15 protein-coding genes and 2 pseudogenes are annotated in these 19,471 nt (G+C 54.4%); 5 read left to right on the top strand and 12 right to left on the bottom strand.

The window, feature by feature from the left end; translation table 11 throughout:
* Positions 1 to 36: 36 nt before the first annotated feature.
* Both ACYQ14_RS18140 and ACYQ14_RS18135 read right to left on the bottom strand, forming a co-directional pair.
* A complete protein-coding gene (locus ACYQ14_RS18140; protein ID WP_283839087.1) occupies positions 37 to 456 on the bottom strand; it encodes a DUF3830 family protein in 420 nt (139 codons plus the stop codon).
* A gap of 171 nt (positions 457 to 627) precedes the next feature.
* A complete protein-coding gene (locus tag ACYQ14_RS18135) occupies positions 628 to 2,010 on the bottom strand; it encodes a dihydroorotase (protein WP_459890166.1) in 1,383 nt (460 codons plus the stop codon).
* 156 nt (positions 2,011 to 2,166) lie between these two features.
* On the opposite strand from ACYQ14_RS18135, the gene ACYQ14_RS18130 reads away from it, so the two are divergent.
* Positions 2,167 to 2,985, top strand: coding sequence for an IclR family transcriptional regulator (locus ACYQ14_RS18130; RefSeq protein WP_459890164.1), 819 nt, complete (start codon positions 2,167 to 2,169; stop codon positions 2,983 to 2,985).
* A gap of 348 nt (positions 2,986 to 3,333) precedes the next feature.
* Positions 3,334 to 4,704 (top strand): uracil-xanthine permease family protein, encoded by a 1,371-nt coding sequence (locus ACYQ14_RS18125; RefSeq protein WP_283839004.1) that lies wholly within the window; start codon positions 3,334 to 3,336, stop codon positions 4,702 to 4,704.
* 262 nt (positions 4,705 to 4,966) lie between these two features.
* On the opposite strand, the gene ACYQ14_RS18120 is transcribed toward ACYQ14_RS18125, so the two are convergent.
* The 7 genes and pseudogenes from ACYQ14_RS18120 to ACYQ14_RS18090 all read right to left on the bottom strand — a co-directional run bounded on the left by ACYQ14_RS18120 (position 4,967) and on the right by ACYQ14_RS18090 (position 11,963).
* Positions 4,967 to 7,411 (bottom strand): xanthine dehydrogenase family protein molybdopterin-binding subunit, encoded by a 2,445-nt coding sequence (locus ACYQ14_RS18120; RefSeq protein WP_459890162.1) that lies wholly within the window; start codon positions 7,409 to 7,411, stop codon positions 4,967 to 4,969.
* Positions 7,404 to 7,955 (bottom strand): (2Fe-2S)-binding protein, encoded by a 552-nt coding sequence (locus tag ACYQ14_RS18115; protein WP_459890723.1) that lies wholly within the window; start codon positions 7,953 to 7,955, stop codon positions 7,404 to 7,406. Before ACYQ14_RS18115 ends, ACYQ14_RS18120 begins: the two co-directional genes overlap by 8 nt.
* Before the next feature lie 263 nt (positions 7,956 to 8,218).
* Entirely contained in the window at positions 8,219 to 8,347 is a 129-nt protein-coding gene (locus tag ACYQ14_RS18110) for a hypothetical protein (RefSeq protein WP_283839001.1), read from the bottom strand.
* Between the two features lie 414 nt (positions 8,348 to 8,761).
* Positions 8,762 to 9,089 (bottom strand): annotated as a pseudogene (locus ACYQ14_RS18105) (transposase); the annotation flags it as partial.
* A 108-nt stretch (positions 9,090 to 9,197) separates the two neighbouring features.
* Positions 9,198 to 9,840 (bottom strand): annotated as a pseudogene (locus ACYQ14_RS18100) (winged helix-turn-helix domain-containing protein); the annotation flags it as partial.
* Between the two features lie 326 nt (positions 9,841 to 10,166).
* Positions 10,167 to 11,138, bottom strand: coding sequence for a deoxyhypusine synthase (locus ACYQ14_RS18095; protein ID WP_459890160.1), 972 nt, complete (start codon positions 11,136 to 11,138; stop codon positions 10,167 to 10,169).
* 645 nt (positions 11,139 to 11,783) lie between these two features.
* Positions 11,784 to 11,963 carry a DUF5786 family protein gene (locus ACYQ14_RS18090; RefSeq protein WP_283838999.1) on the bottom strand — a complete coding sequence of 60 codons (180 nt, stop codon included), beginning with the start codon at positions 11,961 to 11,963 and terminating at the stop codon, positions 11,784 to 11,786.
* Positions 11,964 to 12,757: 794 nt separating this feature from the next.
* Between ACYQ14_RS18090 and trkA the strand changes: the two genes are divergently transcribed.
* Together trkA and ACYQ14_RS18080 are read left to right on the top strand one after the other, a co-directional pair.
* Entirely contained in the window at positions 12,758 to 14,092 is a 1,335-nt protein-coding gene (gene trkA / locus ACYQ14_RS18085) for a Trk system potassium transporter TrkA (protein ID WP_459890721.1), read from the top strand.
* A 46-nt stretch (positions 14,093 to 14,138) separates the two neighbouring features.
* Positions 14,139 to 14,420 (top strand): DUF8072 family protein, encoded by a 282-nt coding sequence (locus tag ACYQ14_RS18080; protein WP_283838998.1) that lies wholly within the window; start codon positions 14,139 to 14,141, stop codon positions 14,418 to 14,420.
* Positions 14,421 to 14,769: 349 nt separating this feature from the next.
* Here the strand turns inward: ACYQ14_RS18080 and ACYQ14_RS18075 are convergent, their stop codons facing one another.
* Both ACYQ14_RS18075 and ACYQ14_RS18070 read right to left on the bottom strand, forming a co-directional pair.
* Entirely contained in the window at positions 14,770 to 15,570 is an 801-nt protein-coding gene (locus tag ACYQ14_RS18075; protein ID WP_283838997.1) for an IclR family transcriptional regulator, read from the bottom strand.
* A gap of 97 nt (positions 15,571 to 15,667) precedes the next feature.
* Positions 15,668 to 15,943 carry a hypothetical protein gene (locus tag ACYQ14_RS18070; RefSeq protein WP_459890157.1) on the bottom strand — a complete coding sequence of 92 codons (276 nt, stop codon included), beginning with the start codon at positions 15,941 to 15,943 and terminating at the stop codon, positions 15,668 to 15,670.
* 236 nt (positions 15,944 to 16,179) lie between these two features.
* On the opposite strand from ACYQ14_RS18070, the gene ACYQ14_RS18065 reads away from it, so the two are divergent.
* Positions 16,180 to 18,006 carry a multicopper oxidase family protein gene (locus ACYQ14_RS18065; protein WP_459890155.1) on the top strand — a complete coding sequence of 609 codons (1,827 nt, stop codon included), beginning with the start codon at positions 16,180 to 16,182 and terminating at the stop codon, positions 18,004 to 18,006.
* Between the two features lie 160 nt (positions 18,007 to 18,166).
* Here ACYQ14_RS18065 and ACYQ14_RS18060 read toward each other — a convergent pair.
* The coding region (locus tag ACYQ14_RS18060) for an AMP-binding protein (RefSeq protein WP_459890153.1) at positions 18,167 to 19,471 on the bottom strand (1,305 nt) is incomplete at its 5' end.

Below are 19,471 nucleotides of genomic sequence, written 5' to 3'. Positions count from 1 at the left end.
ACCCATACGAATACTGGTGGAGAGTTCTTCGCTTGTCTACCCCTCCAGACGAACTGTGACATCCTTCATCCCGGTTCGAAGTGTTTCTTGTTCCATTTCTCGGAGTTCTTCGCGCTCTGCATCCAGTGTCGCAACATGGTTGCCAGCAAGTTCGCCTGCTGGACTCTTGAAGCAAGTCGAACCGCATGGAACGAGGATTTCCTGTTCGTTCCTGTATCCCGGGTACAGGAGAATGTCTCCGTAGGATGGATACACCGTATGGTTCTCTCGTGGAAGCTCCGGAAGTTCGATCTCGTCAATATTGATCCACGTTGCATGCCCACTCCAACGAACGTGCATCAACTCCGATTCGAGGGGAAGGAATTCTCGCATCGCAGCAACTGATTCAGGCGCTTCGTCCTCGTGTAGTTCCGCTGTAAACGTTCGCTCTTCGATTTCAAATTCTAGTGAACTCATTGTGGATTGTGTGTTCGTCTCACACTGTCACCCCGTCGCAATTATTTCTTTCGGATCCACGACCGCGAACCGCAATGGGTAACGGTGTAACATCGTAGAGGCGTTCTCTCTATGTACCAGCGAACGGATGATGGTATCCACAATCCAGATGTAGTTGCTGATCGAGGTCGTCTAACTGTCGTTCCAGGTGGGTCGCTTCCGGCGAACGAACTCTCCGCACCCTGGCTTGGCGACGATTTCGCCTTCACTCGCAACGAGTTCCCCCCTGAGATACGTGCGCTTTACGTTCCCAGTTACTTCACGACCTTCGTAGATCGTGTAGTCGGCGACTGAAGCGTTGTCTCGAGCAGAGATCGTATATTTCTCATCGGGATCGAATAACACGATATCCGCGTCGGTTCCAGGTTCGAGCGTCCCTTTTTTCGGCAATCCGAACGTCTGGGCCGGATTCGTACACATCAGACGAACAAGAAACGGATACGAGAACCCTTGCTTGTTCACTGCTTCGTCGTGAAACACCGGGAGACTCGTTTGGAGGCTATTTGCACCGAACGGATCTTCCCACCACTCGCTCGCTTCTTTCCGTTCGCGAGGTTGCGCTACGTGATCAGTCGAAACAACGCTCAGTGTCCCATTGCGAAGGTATTCGAACATCGCGTCGTTGTCGTCGCTGCTCCGAAGCGGCGGTGCAATCTTCGGAAGGGTTCCCAACTCCTCGTACTGATCCTTTGTGAGGGTCGTATAGTGTGTGCAGGTTTCACCGCGAATGAGGCTCCCATCACGTTGATATCGCGCGAGCGCTTCCGCTGCCTTCCGGCATGAAGTGTGGATTCCGTAGTATTTGGTTCCAGTCTCCCGTGCGAGCCTGGCGATATCATCCGCTGCCATCGCTTCCGCATAATCCGGTCGAGCAACGGGAAGCCACGTTGGCTCGTCTCGGTTTGTGGCACGGAGTTCGGCAGTTAACGATTCGCAGACGCTATGGTCCTCTGTGTGAGCAACACCGACTGCGTCCACTTCCCTGAGTTCTTCGAGAACGTCGTGAATGAATCCGTTCGAAAGGCCGAATTCGTACGTGGTATACATTTTGAAAGAAGTTATCCCTGACTCGACGAGACCTGCCAATTCGTCGAAGACAGCCGGATCCTCGCGGAGGATTCCACCGTGTAATCCGAAGTCGACAAGCGCGTTTCCGCCCTTTTTGCGCTTGCGCTTGACACCTTCCTGCAACGTTTTTTCTTCTTCCCAGGGGCTATCTTCGCTGACGTATGACTGCCAGGCGAAGTCTATGACCGTCGTGACGCCGCCCAATGCGGCGGCACTCGTAGCTGTCTCGTACGTGTCGAGCGAAACATGATCATCGATATGCACGTGCGGGTCGACCACACCGGGCATCACCAAAAGTCCCGCAGCGTCGATAGTTTCGTCGGATTCTGGCAGGCAGTGTTGATCGCCGATTCCCACGATAGTTCCATCATCGATCGCCAGATCGCTGGTAAAGGTGTTCTGGCTGGTTACCAGTGTCCCTCCACGAATTACCGTGTCAATGGTCATGACCTGCTTTTCTGTACACGAGTATATAATTGATTGCACTGGTTGAACAGTTCCGACCGGATCAACGGCAGTGGTGTAAGCAAACACCGAATAGAGCGTTCGTATATATTGAACATCGGCAGAATATTGAAGGAGGCTTGTTACAGATACTATGTTATGACAACTGAAGACACGCCATCCGATCCACGCACACTGACCACTGTGCTCAACACAATCGATATTATACGTACCCTGATGCAGTTAGATGGTGCAGGTGTCACAGAACTCGCCGACCATCTCGATGAGTCGAAGAGTACCACGTATACCTATCTTAAATCCCTTGAACAGGGAGGGCTCGTTAGAAAGGACGGGAAGGAGTACCAGTTGTCGTATGATATGCTGATCTTCGGAGAGTATGTTCGGAATCAGAGCCTTCTCTACACGATAGGCAAAAGCGAGATAGATAGCTTAGCTGCGGAAACGGGGCAGTACGCACATTTGGTGGTCGAAGAGAACGGACGTGGACACAATTTGTATAAATCGAAAGGGGAACAGGCAGTTGGGGACGACTATCAGATGGCCAAATTCCAGCAACGAGACTATCTACATATCACTGCTTCAGGAAAAGCCATCCTCGCATATCTTCCACGAGAGCGGGTCGAAACAATCACCGACCACCACGGTCTTCCCGCTCGCACCGAACACACGATAACTATTAAGGATCGTTTATTCGAAGAGATAGCGGACATTCGTGAGCAAGGGTATTCGCACAATAACGAAGAAGAGATCGAGGGGTTCCAAGCTATCGGTGCTCCGATTAGATCTCGTGATGGAATCGTAAGAGGATCGTTGAGCGTCTCTGGTCCCAAAAGCATGTTTGAGGACGACTCAGCGTACCAGAAAATCAGTGATCTAGTAACAAAGACAGCGAACGTTATCGAAGTGAACGTCAATATGCATAGAAGAAGTTCCGAAATAATCAACGAAGGCACTTGAAGTCAGTTGTAGTTATCTAACCGATCAGCGGAATAATTAGTTTTCACACGCAGTTCTCCATTGCTAGAGTGTTCTCGTACATCACGAGCAGACTCTCCGAGTTGGACAATTGTTTTTCCTGCCCATTCAGATTACATTCATACATCTGTAAGTTTTCGGCATAGTTCCCTCCAAAAACTGGTCAGTCGTATCATATTAATATAATGTAAAAACCTTGTTTGTATATGTTGAACATGTGAGTGAGACGGGGGATAAAACTCGACGTTTGTCCGTTGAATCCTCCACTAGTGTTCGAATAGCAACCAATGAAAAGGTTTAACACATTTCATGGAGATTCTTTGTTGAAGAATGTCCAGCGAAAATGGGGATGGAATAGAGTTAGCGTACAGTCTCGATGAAAAACCGCCGTTACCAGCATCGATTCTCCTTGCACTGCAACATGTGTCCGTCATGATTGTCCCCTCGACGGCAGTCGCGTTCGTCGTCGCGGGAGCCATAGGACTAGACGCTGCCGACACAACGTATTTGGTCCAAATGGTGATTCTATTTGCCGGGATAGCGACCGTCGTTCAGGCGTACACTATCGGCCCGGTTGGTGCAAAACTCCCCATCGTCATGGGTACCAGTTTTGCCTTTGTCGGGGCGATGAGCTCTATCGGAGCAAGTTCTGGTCTTGATACTGTCTTTGGATCGATTGTCGTTGCAGCAGTTGTGGTCCCCTTTTTGCTTGGTTGGCAGTTTAAGCGACTCAAGTCGTTTTTTCCACCGCTCGTTACGGGTCTCATCGTAATTATCATCGGGCTTTATCTCATCCCAGTCGGAATGGAATACTCCGCAGGCGGAGTCGGAGCAGACAATTTCGGCTCAGTTGAGAACTTATCGCTCGCTTTAACCGTTTTACTCATCGCTGTCTTGTTTAACCTGCTTCTGAAAGGCGTCTGGCGAATGATGAGCATTCTCATTGGCATTAGCGCTGGTTACGTTATCGCGATCGGACTCGGTGTCGTTGATTTCAGCCCAGTCGCGGACGCAGCGTGGTTCGCAGTACCCACGCCCGGCGAGTTCGGATTCAGCTTCGAAGCCGTCCCACTCCTCACGTTCGCGTTTCTATTCCTCGTTTCAGGAATGGAAACGATCGGTGACATGTCCGGTATTACCGCTGCAGAAGGGCGGAATCCAACAAGTGATGAGTTCCGCGGTGGGATTTTTGCTGACGGATTTATTAGCGCGATCGGAGCCGTCTTCGGATCGTTCCCGCAGACTTCGTTCTCCCAAAACGTCGGTATCATCAATTTTACCGGCATCATGAGCCGACACATTGTCGGTATTGGAGGCATCGTTCTCGTCGTTCTTGGCCTCGTCCCGAAGATCGGAGCAATCGTGACGACGATCCCCGATGCAGTCTTCGGCGGTGCGGTGTTGGTCATGGTGGGAATGGTGGCTGCGAGCGGGATGCGGTTACTCTTCTTGAATATCGAGATGAACCGCCGAAACATGGTGATCATCGCCACTGCGCTGGGACTCGGGCTCGGAGTCGAAACCGTTCCTGAAGCACTCGCCGGACTTCCTCCCGGCGCACAAACGTTCTTCGGAGAGGCAGTAATCATCACTGGCCTCACGGCACTCCTCTTGAACACGTTCGTTCCGGGAGACTCCAGTCCCATCTTCGACGCACCCGACACCGTTCCGCCAGTCTCCGAGCCAGTCGACGACGATTAATCTAGCTCAAGGGCTATTTGGCTACCACCGAATCCGGTGGTCCGAAGGGAATCGGATCTACGAGTTGATCTCCGCTCTGCGGTCTCCAGTGATGCGATATCGGTGAGAACCGTAGAGTATCCATCGTTGCGATTCCCGTTCCGTGGCGAGTGCGGTTCCAACAGGGCACGGTCGTTACTTCAGCTCCTTGAGTACCGTACCAATCTCGAACATCGTAACAAGAGTGCGGTAGCATCCGTCATCAGTACGAATACCGCGTTAGCTAGTCGGTGTCAAGCTTCGCTCGAATCTTCTCAGCGGTGATTGGAAGGTCGGTTATCCTAACGCCGACGGCGCTGTGAATCGCATTGCTCAGCGCCGGCGGGACACCGTTAACGGGGATCTCGGCGACAGATTTTGCGCCGAACGGCCCCGTCGGCTCGTGTGTCTCGACGAGGATCGACTCGAGGGGAGGCTGGTCCGCTGTCGTCGGCATCCCGTAGTCGCGGAACCCGAGGGTTTCCGGCGTCCCGTCGTTCTCGAACGAGAGTCCCGCAGACACCGCGAACTCGTAACTCATATGCATCGCACCCTCGACCTGTCCTTCCACGAGGTCTGGATTGATCGCGACGCCACAGTCGACCGCGAATACGAGTTGATGGATCTCGAATTCACCGGTGTGCTCGTTGACGGTCACGTCGGCGAACTGTGCGCCGAATGGTGGCGGTGATTCGTCCGTGCAGTGGCTCGCCTGGCCCATTACCTGCGCACGCACGTTGTCGCCGTAGATCGACTCGTAGCCGATATCGTCTATCGTGACCGAATCTCCCGTCTGTGTGGAACGGACTGCTCCATCGCGGGCCTCGAGATCCGCTGCTGGCTCATCAAGCATCTGTGAGGCGAACTCGAGTAGTTGCGCTCGCGCATCCTCGGCGGCTTTTTTGACCGCGCTTCCGGTAACGTACGTCGTCGAGGACGCGTACGCTCCGTAATCGAACGGCGAGATATCCGTATCCGATGCCTGAACGAGAACGTCTTCGGGCGGGACACCGAGCACTTCCGCAGCGATCTGTGCCATCGCGGTATCCGCACCGGGACCGATATCGACGGCGCCCGTTTGAAGGATGAACGAGCCGTCCTCGTTCATCTTGATATGGGCTGTGCCGAGCTCGTCGCCTGCAACGCCGCTTTTTTGAGCGGTGAGAGCAACACCGCAGGCTCGGTGGAGATGGTCCTCTTCGGGCTGCTTGAGGTCTCCCCAGCCGATCGCGGCCTTCCCGCGCTCGATACAATCGTTGATACCACACGAGCGGATCCGACGAACATGCTCACCATCTGTGGTGACACCCGACGCAGTATCGAGATCGCCGTTCCCAATGAGATTCCGTGAGCGAAGGACAATGGGATCAAGTCCTAGTTTGTTGGCTACTTCGTCCATGTGACCCTCGAGTGCAAAATGGCCTTGGGGTGCCCCATAGCCGCGGATTGCACCGCCAATTGGGAGATTAGTATGGACGGCTTTCATCTCAAACCGGATATTCGGTGTATGCGTGTACAGTGGCAGCGGTTTCGTCGCAATAGAACTGGTTACAGTTAGCCCATGTGGGCCGTACGCACCTGAGTTCGTAACTGCCGACATATCGAACGCCTTGATCGCTCCATCCTGGGTCACGACGCTTCGCATTTGGACGCGAGCAGAGCGTCGAAAGCGCATGGCGTAGAACTGCTCGCGACGCGTCGTCTCCAGTTTCACGGGACGATCCGCGGCGAGCATCAGCGCTACTGTAATGGGTTCGATCAGCATCGACTGTTTGGCACCAAATCCGGCACCAATTCTCGGTTTCGTTACCCGAATATCCCGAATTGGGACATCGAACAGATGTGCGAGTTGTCGACGTGTATGGTACGGTACCTGCGTACTGGTGATGAGGTGAAAGCGGTTATCCTCATCGCGATGTGCAATGGTCGTATGCGGTTCGGGAACGCAGTGGGATTGATACGGTGTTTTCCACTCGGTTTCGGTAACGATCCAGTCGTCCCTGGTCGCTGCCTCCTCGAATGCCGTGTCCACATCGCCGATCTCGCCTTCGGTATGGGCTTCGATGTTCCGTTCGTAGTCCGCACCCGGCTGGATGTTTTCCACCTGATCGGGATCGTGGATCTGTGGTGCATCAGGCTCCATCGCCGCTTCTGGATCGAAAACGGCGTCTAGCTCTTCGTACGTGACATCGATCGCTCTGATAGCTTTGTTGGCTGTCTGGGCATCTGTGGCCGCCACAGCAGCGATTGGATCGCCGACATAGCGCACCTTTCGCCGGAGAACGTTCAGGTCCCACGGGCTTGGTTCAGGATACGACTGTCCCGCAGACGTATACATCGCGTCAGGAACCTCGTCGGAATCCGGCGTGATGACCGCGTAAACCCCGTCCATTGCGTCGGCGTCACTCGTATCGATTTCGGTTACGTACCCGTGTGCAATATCCGAACGGAGGATCGATGCCTCCGCCAGATCCGGGAAATGTAGCGCGTAGTCGGCGGTGTATTTCGACTCGCCTGTAACGATCTTTCGAGCGTCGGTCTTCTCCTCGCGCCTGGAGATTGCCTGCCGCTCGCTCTTCGATTTGCGATTGTTTGGGCTCTCGTCCCATTCGAGCGGATGCTCGGCTTCGGCGGAGGAGGAGAGCCGCTGATGACTGTCGTCGTCTTGCGGGCCATTTGGCTTACTCATCGCACTCACCCCTGCTCCAATCCTGGCTTGAACGCCCTGCTGTCTCGTGAGTCAAGTCGCCACCATCGGTAACGACGGTCTGCTCGCCACTCATTCGTTCAGCGGCGTCCTGCACAGCATCGATGATCTTCTCATAGCCGGTGCACCGACAAAGGTTGCCTGCGAGCCCCTCGCGAATCTCGGCTTCAGTCGGATCGGGATTGTTCGCGAGCAGGCTTCGTGATTGCATGATCATCCCCGGAATGCAGAATCCACACTGGAGTGCGGCGTTGTCGACGAAAGCCGCTTGAATAGGATGGAGGTCATCCTGGGTACCGAGCCCCTCGATCGTCTCGACCGCCGTCCCGTCTATTGTCGCGACCGGTTTGATACAGGAGCGTTCGGGTTCGCCATCAACAGTCACGGTACAGAACCCACAAATTCCCGTGTCACAGCCGCGTTTTGCCCCGGTGTAGCCGTTGCGGCGAAGAACATCGAGAAGCGAATCCGAGCGTTCAGCTTCGAACGTTCGTTCAGTCCCATTCAGAGTAATCTCTATTTCCATGGGCATGGTATGACAATGACCAACGATAACCATATATGTGCCGGTCGAATAGCCAATCTGTGCACGCGGCGCCAGATTCGTGGAGTACCACATCCGAGGTCCTCAGGCGAGTTGAGCAAGCTCTCGCAGGCAACGCTCAATTTGCGGTCACAACAGTCATAGCTGCCGAGCGAACAGGGTATCCACGTCACGGTGGCAAAATGGTGATCGAGTTTCACGAAACGTCACACGTCGGAATCACTGCCGGTTGCATCCATGGTCCATTACAGGAAGATGAAACCGAAGTTCTCGAGTCCCTTCGCGAGGACGACACCGAAATCGAACTCGGTGTCGCCGCACTTAAGCTGATTGAGAAGCGTCAACGACGCCGACAATTCCATTTTCGGCTTCATCTCGTGCGTCAACGAGGTCGTCGAGGTGCTCTCCGAGGCGGAGCTGGATCAAGAGTGCACCCACGCCGAATACTTTGGCCCTGAATAGGGCCTTGATCCCACCGTCACGACGGGGCAGTTCAGTCGCCGTCGTCCGCTCGAACGCGTACCGACGTCGTCATCATCCCGCTGATTCGCGACCAACCACCTCACCTCGTGTCGCTCGCCGGACTTGGCTACATAATTCCGAAGAACAAGGTCGCCACCTCGCAGGTACTCTTGGTTATCCGAGATGCTCGTCCGCTCACTCTCCAAAACCGCTTCTAAATCAACTGCGAAGCACTCACGGAGCGGATCTGTGACCATCTGAACCACTTTAGTCAACGGTCTGCTCGTTTCTCGAGCTGGCTTAACTCCATAAGAAATTAGAATTTCTTACCCGATTTGGTATGGATATTGAGTAAGAGTGGTGTTGATCGCCGTTGGTAACCCGGTAATGGACTGAAGAACCGGTTGCGAAGAGTTGCTTGTAGCTGTCGCCGCTACTCTTCGACTGGATTCAGTTCTGGAGAAGATGTTGGTAACGTGACGGACTCGAGGTCGTTACTAGCCGCTGGATTCATAACGGTCTACACCCGAAAGCACGGCGCTTGTCCAGAATTACGATCAAGCTATCTTCGATATCAATGTATGATGTTGGAATGAAATGTTTCGTGTGATTTGCGGCAACATACTCTTCGAACCGAGCGAAAAAGCGATCACCGAATAATGATCGAGAGAAGTATTGGGAACAGCTGTACGAGGGAGTACCACTACAGGCCCCAGCTGCCGATAAGTGGGGTAGACCCTATTCCCAGAACTTAGCTAATTCATTAGACGGTGATCGCGCCTAAAAGACACGTCCAGTCGCGTTGTCCTAATAATTCGACGGTCGGCCGCGTGCCGCGCAGAAAGCACACGGTACGCGGCTTGACTTGCACGGGTTTCTTGGTTTGATCGATACAGACTACTGTGTCATCAACTTTCCGTTACTTTTTGAGTTCGTCACGGAACGCTTTTTGCTTGTCAGCGTCAGATTCAGCGACTGTACGACGTGGTTCTTGATAGCCCAATCCCGCTTCTTTGAGCAACCGCCGGCAACTCGGGATTGAATATTTTCCATCATAGGTTTCGTCGAGATACTGCTGGGCGAGCGCCGGCGCGTCAATCCCAACTTCTTGAGGTGATTGGTAGACAGTTTCTTCGAATTCTTTCTTCTCCTTTTCTGAAAGATCTTGTCTTCTCCCAGATTGATAAGTATCAGTAACGGCTACCCAAGCGACTCGTCAATATCGAGTCGCTTGGGCCAGCTATAGATAGTCCATCGCTGTACATTGTACCATTCGGATAATTCAGTCTTCGTGACTCTTTTTGTACGCACTTGTCGCTAAGACTCATTGTATCGGATTCTTTCCCTCCACGTTGTCGAAGGGATCTTGCAATTCCTCGACAGAGATTTCGTCGAAATAGCCCACTGCATTCAGCTACAATCTATGAGAAGAAAGTTCTAATAGTTACTATAGTAGTCAGACTCTGTAACACTTGAGATTCACTCGATAATCATCATAATCGGTTTAGTCGTATTGGCTCCACCTACCTTTGGAGGATAATTACATACTCTATCTTGATGATTCGCGCGTTTTCTAATTGATTGTCAAGAATCACAATACTGGTAATTGTATGGTTGTAGATGACAATCACACGGGTATCAGAGACATCCAAATATTTGATTACGAGAGTAGTGAACATCTTCGGAAGGGCTGATTCGGTGTGAATCGGGGCGCTGACTACGAAGTCACCACTACGCGAACGCACTCGCGACTAACAGCGGGAACACGAGCGTTGCTTCGGCTTCGACTTGCGTGTAGTTCGTTTGCTCGTCTTTGATCTTTCCCCACGACACTGCTTCGTTGGGCGGCGCTCCCGAGAGCGACCCGTCTCCTTCCATTCCCGTAGAAATGTAGACGACGTAGTCCGCGCCGCCCCGGAACAAATTCGTCATGATTGCGTGATGTTTCGGCACGCCGCCACCGACGGCTATCAATCCTGTCGTCTCCGCCAGCAAACCGTCTTCGATGAGCGAGTCGTAGTCGTCCAGAATCTCGATCCCAACCTCCGAATCGTATCCTTGCCGGTAGTAATAGAGGAAGTTACCAACTTCGGCGTCCGTCAACGCCGGACAGTAGACGGGGACATCATTGTCCGCGGCCTGTTTCAAGACAGAATCCTCGTCATCGAGTGTCTCGCCTAGTTCTCGTGCGAACGCTGTCGGTGTGCGCACTTTTTCGTCCGCGAAAAAATCGTCGAAGAAGTCGTAGAGATACTCCTCGAGCCATACGTACCGATCGGAGGGGACGAAAATATTACCGAGTCGGTTGATGCCGCGGTCGCGAAGCGCGGCCTCGTCAGCATCCCACTTGCCAATCTTGAATGGCTTTGCGGTCTTAATAACGTCCTCCGTCAGCGACCCGGACGTAGTAATGAGCACGTCGACGTAGCCTTCGCGGACCAGGTGTGCAACTACTTCACGCAATCCCGAGGAGATGATGTTCGAGGTGAACGTCAGGTAGATCGTCGCCTCTTCGTCTTGCATTCGCTCGGCGATATTGACGGCCTCGGCGAGTTGCGTCGCTTGAAATCCTGTCGTCTCGTAAGACGCAATAAGGTCCTGAAAGTCGAACTCCCCGCGGAAATCGTATCCACGGACGTCCGCCGTGGGTAGTTCGTTCTCACTACTTGGAACAACGTGTTCACGAGAGTCGTCTTCTTCCATACGATTCCGTAGCGCGACGACTGATTTGAATGTCTCGAGATCGATCGCTGGATCCTCGGCAATTGCCATTCCGGAACAATCGGTCCGTATCCAGATTCGAAGATCCCTCGATTCTGACAATATGCGTTTCCCCGAATGGTCTCCTCTCACAAATGTCGACATTTGCTCGAGGTCACCGGGTTGACGATTCCTACTCACGGATCCTGCGTTCAGAATCAACGGACAGCCCCGAGATGACCGAATAGGACGGCAGACAATCTCATTTCAAATAGCAATTGATTAGTGCTATGACATCTATACCTATTTTACTGGGGTGTTTGGAACGCCCCACTGACTAGAATATTGGTTCACCTCCCGGTGGGATCGAGTATCTCGAGGAACGGTCGCAGAACGCGAGGTTGCGAGATAGCGAGACGCAACGCGTTTCGGATCAGTCAATCGATCGCAGCCTATCCAACAGTGCTTCTCGTGATCAATAGCAGGATAATTCCAGCCGCTAACACCAGCGTTAGCCATGTGAAGAAGATCATCGTAGCTTGACGGCCAGTGATCTGGTCACCACTAAGGATTTCGTCGAGCGCCATACGTAGCAGTACCAATCAAATAGAGATAAATCGTTTGGTCTGCCATCGTTCAGCAACTCTGTCACGATTCTTCCGACTTCATCTGTTGGAGGTTCTCGAGAAGTTCGCTGGTCGAGCTGCTGTCGTCGAACGTTATTTTGCCTCGATACTCGTTCGGCTGGTCGTCCGAGTCGGACTCAATTTCGGAGATCGTCCGTTCGCGACGTTCGTACTCACGCTGGTCATAGTTACCCATTCCCATGTGAATACGAACGTTTGTGAGCAGTCGTAATCAAGGTATCGGTCACCGACAGAACAGCGTTACAGACACTGCAAGAAGGTTCTGATAACTCTTCTCTTAATAGTACAGTGTAATTGGATTCTGTTGTCTGCGTTTGCTTCCCATTCAACCTGTATTACAATCGTATGTATGTAATGTATATGCTGGTGTCGATATTTCCATACAAAATCCAGAGTATTATACAAAATTGTGGGAGCACCGTATCCAGAGATGTGATTCCTGAATCGGTACTTCAATATAATAATCCAGCTATATCGAACAATTCTCTCGTGCTATCGAACGAGCGTGTGACCCAGTTACGGTGGCTGGCTCACTCGAGCTACACGATTGGCTGGTCAGAAATCTATCAGACGGTATCAGTCCCCATTTGAGAGTCTCTGAGACGAGATCGGAAGCTGTCGTGTCTTCGGTCTGGAGGACGGCGGTCCGACCGTCTGTGAGAGTTCGTATCTATTACTACTCAGCGTTCACCACTGAGCCTGGAAGCGACGGTGGATCGATACCGATAGTAATCGACTCGGTCGTCGTTGCACCGGAATTCGGGACTGTCCGGGAACAGAATCGTCCACGAACGGAACTCATAATGGTCCACGAACGGAACTCATAATGGTCCACGAACTCTATACCTGAACACATCCGGGACGAGACGACCACATGGTCGGTCGATCGGTCTGTCGGATGATCCATAGAAATCAATGACGGTCACTGATGCCGCTCTCAAGTCACCACTCGAGTATCAGTCGAACACGAGTCCAATGCGTATAACGGTCGTCGGAGCTGGTGAAGTCGGACGAGCGATCGCTGCGACGCTCGCGGACCTTCACGAGGTCGTCGTCGTCGACGGCGACGAGCGGGTCGTCGACGAACTCGCGTACGCGTACGATGTTCTCGCCGTCCACGGGGACGGCCGAGATATCGAAACACTACGCGAGGCCGAAATCGATCGGGCGGATCTCGTGATCGCGTGTACCGACGACGACGAGGTCAATACCGTTATTTGTGCGACCGTAACGATGATCTCCGACGCGTTCACTATTGCTCGAGTGAGACGTCGAACGCTCTTCGAAACGTGGACCGCCCGTCCGGACGCGTTCGGTGTCGATTTCATGATCTGCACGGACTCGTTGACGTCCGAAGCGGCGTTTCGGATCGCAGGACTCCCTGCTGCACAGGAGGTTGATACGTTCGCCAACGGTCTCGTTCGAATGGCTGCGTTCGAAGTCAACCCCGAGAGTCCGTTCGTCGATCGAACTGTGCGCCAGATCGATCTGGACAGATCGGTCACGGTCGCAGCGATCTTCCGCGACGACGAGCTGGTGCTTCCGACCGGAGAAACCGTAATACGGGCCACCGATCGGATCGTAGTCATCGGAAGCGCTAGCGGCGTTACGAACGTCGCGAATCGTATTTCACTGTCGTCGCGAAGTCCGACCGACGAGGTCGTTATCGCCGGCGCAAGTGAGATCGGCTTTCAAATAGCTCGGCTGTTCGAAGAACACGGCTATCGTCCCCGGTTACTCGAACAGGATCCCGATCGCGCTCGAAACGCGGCTGAAGCACTCCCGAACACGACAGTGCTCGAGGGGGATCCCGCGGACGTCGTATTTCTGGAGCGTGAACACATCGGGGATGTCGATATCGTCATCGCTGCATTGGCGAGTGACGAACGAAACTTACTCGTATCGTTAGTTGCCCGCCAGTTCGGCGTCGGTGAAACCATCGCTATCGTCGAGGACAGAGGGTATGCCGACCTGTTCGAAGCTGCCGGCGTCGACGTGACTGTCAATCCACGCGAGGAGACCGCCGAGGAAATTATTCGCTTTACCCGATTGATTCCGACCGAAAAAATCGTACTGCTTGACCACGATCGTGCGGAAGTGATCGAGATCGTCGTTACCGAAGAGAGTACTCTCGCAGATCACGAAATCAGGGATTCTACGGCGAGCCTTCCGGACGAAGTCATTATCGGTGCGATCGCTCGCTCCGGTGAACTCGTGACGCCTCGCGGAACAACCGTAATCAGACCGGGAGATCACGTCATTCTGTTCGTTGATACAGATGTACTCGAGGAAGTCATCGAGGTTATCTAGCGCGGAATCAACACGACTTATAGGCCGTAACCGCCAGTACGTACGTATGGCAGACCTCAACCCGACCGCGAAACGAATACACCAGATCAGTCCCGACCCCGTCGAGCTGACGCTCGACGACGGAACGACGGCCATATTTCATATTTCCGGGGCCGAATTCTTTCAGCAGGAATTTCAGGCGGAGGGTGTTTGCGAGGACGCTGACGCGGACTATCGATTCATCACGAGCACGGATAACGAATCGATTCTGGTCGGACGAAAGGGCGTAGACGAATCGGCGTGGACGATGATCGGGACGATAGTTGAAGTCAACAGAGACGGATCGTAATTACCTGTTCGCTAGGAATCATACTGTGCTCCCGTTCGCTACGTATCGCTTATCGCAATGTGAGGTGAAATTTTCATTCTAGTCGGTTCTTCGCCGACCTAACTGCCGTCAGCACGGTTGACGACGGCCGGCGGTTCTCCTGGAATACAACGTATTCGTCCAGTGTGTATAGTAGTCCGGATTTTCCGAACAATGTCGGCGACGCGCCGTACGGTTTCGCAATCACACTCAAAGAGTTACACACATACGGGCGTAATGGAAACCCATCATCTCGTTCCGAAAACAGGGACACATATAATGATACAGTGTACTCGGATTATTCGCTGAAACTCGCGAGAGATCCGGTTACTTAGCGATAATCGTCCAAGTACGAATCGCTGATTTCGGTCTCGAGGTCGTCGACGTATTCCATCAGAACCTCCGGCAACTCGGTGGTGTACCGTTCGTCCGTAAATCGATACTTCGGGCCGATGATGGCGATCGCGCCGAGGACGCTCCCATCGGGACCCGTCACACGCCGCCCGACTTCTCTGAGACCGTCGACGTACTCTTCATCGGCGAACGCAACGCCTCGATCGCGAATCTGCTCGAGTTCTCGGAAGAAATCGTTCCGGTCCGTGATGGTGTGTGCTGTCTGTCTAGGGAGTCCCCAGTCATCCAATACCGCTTCGACGCGCTCGTCGGGTAATTCGGCCAGGATCGCTTTGCCGGTTGCAACGCTGTGGAGGTAATAGTAGATCCCGGCGGAACTAGGCGCGGTAGAGATATAGCGCTCCTTCGATGGAAAGTGGCTGTCCGGATGGAAGGATTCGTGGACGAGAATGCCGCGATTATCGTTCTCGACGACGAATTCGACCTCTTCGTCGATTCGGTCGGAAAGGTCTGTTACCGTCTGCTTCGCCAGCGTGTACGCCTTCTTGCGTGATCGTGCATACTCGCCGTGATTGAGGAACCGCAATCCAATATGATATACCGCGCCCTCTTTTGTGAGATACCCCTCCTTGAGAAGGGTCTGGAGGTGGAGATGGATCGTACTTCTCGCAATCTCTAATTCACCGGTCAATTCCTCGAGTGTTGCACCGCCTAATTTCTGAATCGTGTCGATTACGTCCAGCGATCGTTCCGTGGTTTTCGCCGTCTGTTTGGTCATACCTCTTCGTACCGGCTAAATCGGTATAAAGATTCGTTCTAATCGAATTATTAAGTACTACTGCCGCTCCTCTCAGAAATCCGTATGCAACGCACGGTTAGCGGAGATGCTCACGGAGGATCCGATACCGATACGATCCGTTATATCCTCTCGACCACTTCTCCAAGTACGATCGGCTTTCACAGAATAATCCGAACAGCTCCAGTGAAAACCGGTCGTCGATCTCGTCTTCGACACCCTCGTACAGTACTCGTGATTTTATGTAGGGTCCTCTCGTCGGGTGATCCAGACACTCCGTTTGTAGATACGCTCGCACTACGTCGTCGGTTTCCGCGATATCGAACGTCTGTAACTGGGAAGGGACTTTGGTCATGGTGATCGAGGTGTCTCTAGCGGCTATCGGGGTGCGCATAGATAGCTTATTCCGGATGAACCATAATGATGTTGCTGTGGCCACATCGACTCCGGATCATGCATATCGTGTTCCACGTTTTGGGAACGAGGACGGCTGGGATAGGCCGCTCCCGGTGATGTACCCTCTCCGGATTCCGACTCAGTAGGAATCGGCTGGCCCCGCATATACTGGGATATCATACGCTAACATGTACTATGAGTGATCGCGCTGTAGAACCTCGACCAGTGGTATCACGCCGTGAGCTCTGCATCGCAGCCGGTGGCACGGGTATCTCAGCTCTCGCAGGCTGTTCGACTGAGAATACGAATCCGCCCCAAGCCAAGAACGCGACGACGATAACGGACCACTCGTCACCAGACCTCGAGAAGTGGGTCGATGAGGTTCCCCGACCGGGTGTCGCGAAACCGTCCGGAACGAAAGACGGTCACCCCCGCTACGAGATAGCGATGAGCGAGGTCGAGCAGAAGCTACACCGCGACCTCCCAGCGACGGCCGTCTGGGGCTACGACGGGCAGTTCCCGGGCCCGACGATCGAAGCTGAGCAGGGTGAACCGATCTACGTCCGCTGGACGAACGACCTCCCGGACGAACATCTCCTGCCTGAAGACACGACGATCCACAGCGACATTATTCCGTACGATACGCCGGGTGCACGGACCGTAACGCATCTCCACGGTGGAAACGTCGAGTCCGAGAGCGACGGCCACGCGCAGGCGTGGTTCACTCGGGACTTTCAGGAGACGGGCCCCGAGTTCGAGAAGCGAGACTACTACTACGTGAACGACCAGCCGCCGGCGACACTGTGGTATCACGATCACTCGCTCGGTATTACGCGATTAAACGTCTATGCCGGGCTCGTGGGATTCTATCTCCTGCGGAGCGAACACGAACGGAGTCTCGGTCTGCCCGAGGACGAGTACGAGATTCCGCTCGTGCTCCAGGATCGGAGTTTCGAGGAGGACGGGTCGTTGTTCTATCCCACGGCCGTCTCGGACGAGCAAGGCGGCGGAGACGATGCGCACCCCAACCCGAGTATCGTTCCGCAGTTCTACGGCGATACGTCGGTCGTCAACGGGAAGGCCTGGCCTCGGCTCTCCGTCGAACCCAGATCGTATCGGTTCCGACTCCTCAACGGGTCGAACAGTCGGTATTACACCCTCAAACTCCGTCAGTACGACGAGTCGTCGGGCGAGATTGGCGTGGACGGGCCGTCTTTCGTCCAGATCGGGAACGATGGCGGCCTCCTCTCGACGCCAGGAGAAATCGACGACCGCCTCGAGCTTGGCTCCGGTCAGCGTGCCGATATCTTCGTTGATTTCTCCGAATACGCCGGAGAGACGCTACTGCTCCACAACAACGCGCCCGCGCAGTATCGCGGTGAGGCGGGCTCGGCTGACGACGACATCGTTTCGCTCCCCCAGATCATGCTCGTGGATGTGAGCGACGCCGAGGATTCACAGGACGCTACCGAACTCCCCGACAAGTTGACCCGCGTTCCGGACATCCCCGTCGATTCGGTCGACAACGAACGATATCTCACGCTCAACGGCGGCGCGAGTGACGACTACGGACGGCAGCTCCACTTGCTTGGAACGGCAGCCGACCGTGTCGGTCTCGAGGTCGACGACCCCGTGACCGAGGAGCCCGCGCTCGGTGACACCGAGATCTGGAGTTTCGCCAACCGAAGCGCAATGTCCCATCCGATCCACCTTCACCTCGTACACTTCCAGATGTTGGGGCGACAGTCGATTGGGGACTACGATCCGAACGAGGACGAGATCGACCTCGACGCACTCGAGGCACCCGAGCCGTACGAACGAGGATGGAACGACGTCATCACCGTCGATCCCGGTGAAATTGTCCACGTGATCGTCCACTTCGGAGAGCACGACGGACTGTTCAACGATCAGACGGGTACATACATGTGGCACTGTCACATGATCGAGCACGAAGACCACGATATGATGCGTCCGTTCGAGGTTCACCCACGCTCGGACAATGTTGACACTCGTACTGAATAGGACGTAAGGCGTCGAGCGCTAGCCGTCGGTACGGAAGACGAGACGATCACCTGCATCGGCATTGATGGAATCGAAACCCCTCAGCAAAGACTCGAGGACGTGAAAATACCTCGTCAGCCAGCGGACGAGAAATCCGTGGGCAGGAGTACCCCTCGACTGCTTACTCCCGATTCCAGATCGTTATGAGTTCACCGAGGATTTCTGGATTTCGAAGGGTGTCGCTGTCCGTAAGCGGTCGGTCGTTGACGACGCGCCCGAGGAGCCGGTACATCGTTTTCCCAGAGTATGTTTCGGGAAGTTCTGGCGTGAATACAATGCTCGCTGGCCGTGTGAACTCGCCGACGCGCTCGGCGACTGCATCCCTGATGGCGTCTCGAACGGCGTTCCGGTCCCGCTGTTCTTGCTCGAGGGTTGCGAAGACACAGAGCGTCGTCTCGCCAGCGGCACTCTCGGCGACGGCAGCGGCTTCGGTAACGCCGTCTACCATCGTGATTGCAGCCTCGAGTTCGGCCGTTCCGAGGCGGCGGTTATCGATCGTGATTACATCGTCGTCACGGCCGATGATCGTTACGTACCCATCGTCGTCGACAACGGCACGGTCGCCCGTGAAATACCGCCAGGTCTCCGCCCGCGGGTCCGAAAACGCTTGCCAGTACTCCGCAAGAACCCAGTACTGATCACCCTCGAGTGGAGCAAGCATCGACGGCCAGGGACGGTCAATCGTCAGATAGCCAGGTTCACCCGGCGGAAGGTCGCGACCGTCTTCGTCGACGATCTGGATTTCGATTCCGGGCAACGGTGGGCCGACCGAACCGGGCTTCAACTCGTCGACTCCGGGACGGGCTGAGATGAGAACGCATCCGGTTTCGGTCTGCCACCACGTGTCGACGATCGGGCACCGCTCCTCGCCGACGTGGGTGTAGTACCACTCCCACGTATTCGGACCGATCGGTTCACCGACGGTGCCGAGCAGCCGAAGCGACGACAAGTCGTGGGACGAGGGAAACGACTTGCCCCACTTCATAAATGTCCGGATCGCCCCTGGCGTCGTATAGAAGACCTCCACGCCGTTCCGTTCGATGACTTCCCATGGACGGTGACGGTCCGGATAGCGGAGACTCCCTTCCACAAGGACGACCGTCGCGCCCGAAAGTAATGGTCCGTAGACGACGTAGGAGTGACCGGTAATCCACCCGATATCGGCTGTACACCAGATCGTGGTCCCCGGCGAGAGGTCGAACACGGTCTGGGCCGTCCACGTGACACCTGCGAGGTAGCCCCCTGTGGAGTGAGTCATCCGCTGCGGATTACCGGTTGTCCCCGACGTGTGGATGTGAAAGAGGGGATCGGTTGCTTTCCGCGGCACTGGAGACACATCTGCGCCAGCGTAGGTCTCGACGAGTTCGTTGTAGTCGTATTGGTCTGTACCGAGGTGTGTCCCGTGGCTCGCGCCAAGTCGATCGAC

The organism is Halostagnicola bangensis (assembly GCF_054653435.1).
The sequence above is the reverse complement of the archived record's forward strand: the minus strand, read 5'-3'. Positions and strand labels throughout refer to the sequence as shown.